Annotated in this window: 2 protein-coding genes; both read right to left on the bottom strand. The window is 63.3% G+C overall.

Annotation, left to right across the window (positions count from 1 at the left end; all coding sequences use genetic code 11):
* On the bottom strand, positions 1-709 hold a 709-nt coding region (locus ACOHX0_RS21795), incomplete at its 3' end, for a recombinase family protein (RefSeq protein ID WP_420679349.1).
* Positions 710-1,177: 468 nt separating this feature from the next.
* The gene (locus ACOHX0_RS21790; RefSeq protein WP_420679348.1) at positions 1,178-3,070 is read right to left on the bottom strand and encodes an AAA family ATPase; all 1,893 of its coding nucleotides are present in this window, start codon (positions 3,068-3,070) and stop codon (positions 1,178-1,180) included.
* Positions 3,071-3,309: the final 239 nt, after the last annotated feature.

The following is a 3,309-nucleotide window of genomic DNA, read 5'->3' as shown; positions in this document are numbered from 1 at the left end:
GTTCATTATTCAAGATGCCGGTGCCGCGCTGGCGGTTGCCATGGATGGTGGAGGCACCCCAGTGGCGGCCGGCCGGGGCTGGCACGCCTTCCTTGTTGAGGGCTTCGGCGATCTTCTTCGGGGACAGTCCCTTGGCGTAGTCCTGGAAGATCCTGCGCACGACTGCGGCCTCCTCCGGGTTGATCTCGCGCTCCCCGCGGATCACCTCGCCGCTGGCCGTGAGCTGCGGCTTCATACGGTAGCCGTAAGCTTTGCCGCCAGCGGATTTTCCCAACAGTGCGCGTCCTTTGAGACCGCGATGGGTCTTCATCGCGATATCCTTGAGCTGGAGCGCATTCATCGTTCCCTTGAGCCCGATGTGGATCTCAGAAATCACACGCTCGGCCAGGGTCTCGATCGGGAGGCCGTTGAAGCAGAACTCCTGGTAGATGTGGGCAATGTCGGCCTGGTTGCGGCTTAGGCGGTCGAGGGCTTCCGAGACCAGCACATCGAAAGCTCCGCCGCGCGCATCGCGCAGCAGGGCCTGCATGCCGCTGCGCATCAGGCTGGCGCCGGAGATGGCGCGGTCAGAGTAGGTGGCAACGACCTCCATCCCCTGGTCTTTGGCGTAGTCCGTGCAGCTGCGGATCTGGTCTTCGACAGAGGCGTCGCGCTGCAGGTCGCTTGAATACCGGGCGTAGATGGCGGCGCGGAGTTTGGGCTTGGACATCGGTGCCTCTGAGGATTGGTTCTAATCTGGTTCTTTGTCGTTCCTGTGATTGGCGCGGGCTGTTTCCCGGGCCAGGGCGCGCAGGAACGCGTGCAGCTGCGCCTGAGTGTAGGGTACATCGGCCGGGCGGACGGTGGTTTTACCAGCGGGCGCATCCGGTGCCCGCTGGCAATTGACATAGCTCTTCTGGTCCCGTGCCACAGGCCGAGGTCTCCTCTGCGCCCGCAGGCCTTTGCCCGGGGCGTTCCGTTATGATGCTGATCGTGCCGGAGAGCGCTCCGGCGGCTGTTGGGTTCATCATACGGGGAGCGGGAGGACGGCGGGCCCCTTGAACAGGCTGCTGTTGCCGCGGCTGGCCGGGATTATGTGGATAACTCGGTTGCCGGAACCCTTGTCTGACGCCGCTCGGGGCGCGGGGAGGTTTGGGTCCGTGGCGGCTCGGGATCGCAAACTATTTCCGGCGGGGAGTTATCCGGAACTTGCGCCGAATGCGGTGGCTGCGTTTGAATTATCATCTCCGGTGACTTCCGGATCATCGTCCGGGCCGGGCTTGCGAGGCATGGCCTGCAGCCAAGACTTTACGGTGTTAGCGTCAAACTCCCGTTCCCGGGTCAGAATCGAGGCCATTTCCTGCAGCAGGTGCCTATGTGGATACAGGAGGGCGCGGGTTAAGTCCTCGGCATGGTCAAGCCGCTCCTGCAGGCGTTTGCGCTCGCCTGCCGAAAGGCGGGCAAAGTCTGGCGGGCCGAACCAGGCGTTTCCATGAACGCCAAGCCCGAGTTCATAATCCATCGCTAGTGACAGCTGCGCGGCCTGTGCGAGATCCGAGGACGAGCCTCCGCCTGCACCGGCGGAGATCGTCCCGAACACAAGCCGTTCCGCAGCTCGGCCAGCCAGATGGATAGTCATCTGCCTGTCGAAATCCGCCTCCAGCCCGGCACCCGGCGGTGCGCTGCGCTCGGTCAACCCTCCGGTCGGGCAGAGGCAGACACGTTTGATCTCTTCACCGTAGAGCCACGCGGAGATAACGTGCCCGCATTCATGCACGGCAATGCGATCATCCAACTGCTTTCGGTATCCTAGTTCCTTGCCGAGGACCTGCTCAAGAAATCTTGGATCGAAGCTGTGCCCCTGGCGCCGTGCCTGGGCGCGGGCGTCGCGGATTTTTGCATCGATCACGGCTGGGGTTTGCCCGGTCAGGTTCCGCGACAGCGGAACCAGATATTCCCCGGTGTCCGGGAAGGCTTGCTCAAGCATGACCAGGATCTGCTGCTGGGTTGGAAGCGGCATCTCGTGTTGCAGGTCGAAATGGCCTGGGCGGAGGATGGCCGGATCGATTTTTCCGGGAAAATTGGTGGCGCCGATCAGCAGAATGCCTTCTTCGCGGTGAAGCAGATCGATCTGGCGCAGGAACTCGTTGATGACTTGTTGGCGATAGGCCTGATTGCGGTCGCTGGTGTCGGCGCGAGACCCGGAACTATCGATCTCATCGATAAACAGAACACAAGGCTTCCGGGATTTTGCGTCCTGGAAACACGCCAGCATGGCGGCCAGCATATCGCCCAAGTGGCCCCGGGCCTGCCAGGCGCCGAAAGAGCCTTGGATTAGGGGAACCCCGGCAGAGGCAGAAATCGCCTTTGCAAGCACAGTTTTGCCGGTTCCGGGTTCGCCGTGGATCAACATGGAGCGCGACATTGCGCTCCACTTGATCTCACCACGCTGCCAGCTGCGAAGATCCGCCACCAGATCCGCCGCCGCCTTGTGGGCAGGCGAACTGCCGCCGATGGCCTCAAGGGTGAGCGTTCGAACGCCGCCAGCGTGCTGCTGAGGCCGGGCAACCGCCGCGGCCAGGCGTTCCGCTACGCCGCGGGCATCCGGGGCCCTGAGTGCCAGCAGAACCTCCGGGTCACCCAGACCGGCCAGCGCACTGTCGTCCGGGATGAGCGGTTCCACGGCCTCGCGATCAATTTTGCCGGTTGCGCTGTGACTGTGTTCCAGCTGTGTGATGAGGATATCGCGGCTGAGCGGCTCCAACTTCACCGGGTCCGGCAGGACCGTACTGAGACTGTCCGGGAGGCTTTCCCCATCGGGCAGTAGAACCAGCAGCGGGCAGGGCTGCTGCAGCGCGTCGCATAAGTTGCGCTCCAACCGGTAGAGGTCGCCGGCCCGGGACGTGCCGGTTGACGTGGTGACTTGAAGTACTCGGAGTGTCTGCTCGTGGTGCCGTTCGTCGCCCAGGGTCGTGACCTTCCAGGCTTCGGGCAAAAAACCGTAGCGGCAGGCCGCCAGGATTTGATCTGCGTCTGCGGTGCGGAACCCGGAAAGCACGGTCACAGCACCCGGAGCAAGCAGGGTGGACACCTCCGGAAACCTCTGGCTGATCGGCGGATAACGTGATTCACTTCCCGCGTAACCGGGAGGCGGCCATGTCGAGGCAAGCAGGCTTCTGGAGCGTTGATGACCGGCTGGCGGGGATCTCGGCGGGTGGCGATCCGCTGGAGACATTGAATGCCACGGTGGATTTCGAGCGCTTTCGGCCAATTCTTGAGTGCGCGGCTGGCAGGCCGCGTAGTTCCAAGGGCGGTCGACCGGCTTTGGAC

The sequence above is a fragment of the Cribrihabitans pelagius genome, assembly GCF_048820915.1.
Taxonomy (GTDB): Bacteria; Pseudomonadota; Alphaproteobacteria; order Rhodobacterales; family Rhodobacteraceae; genus Cribrihabitans_A; species Cribrihabitans_A pelagius.
Note: the sequence above shows the minus strand (reverse complement) of the source record. Positions and strands in the feature narration are given on the sequence as shown.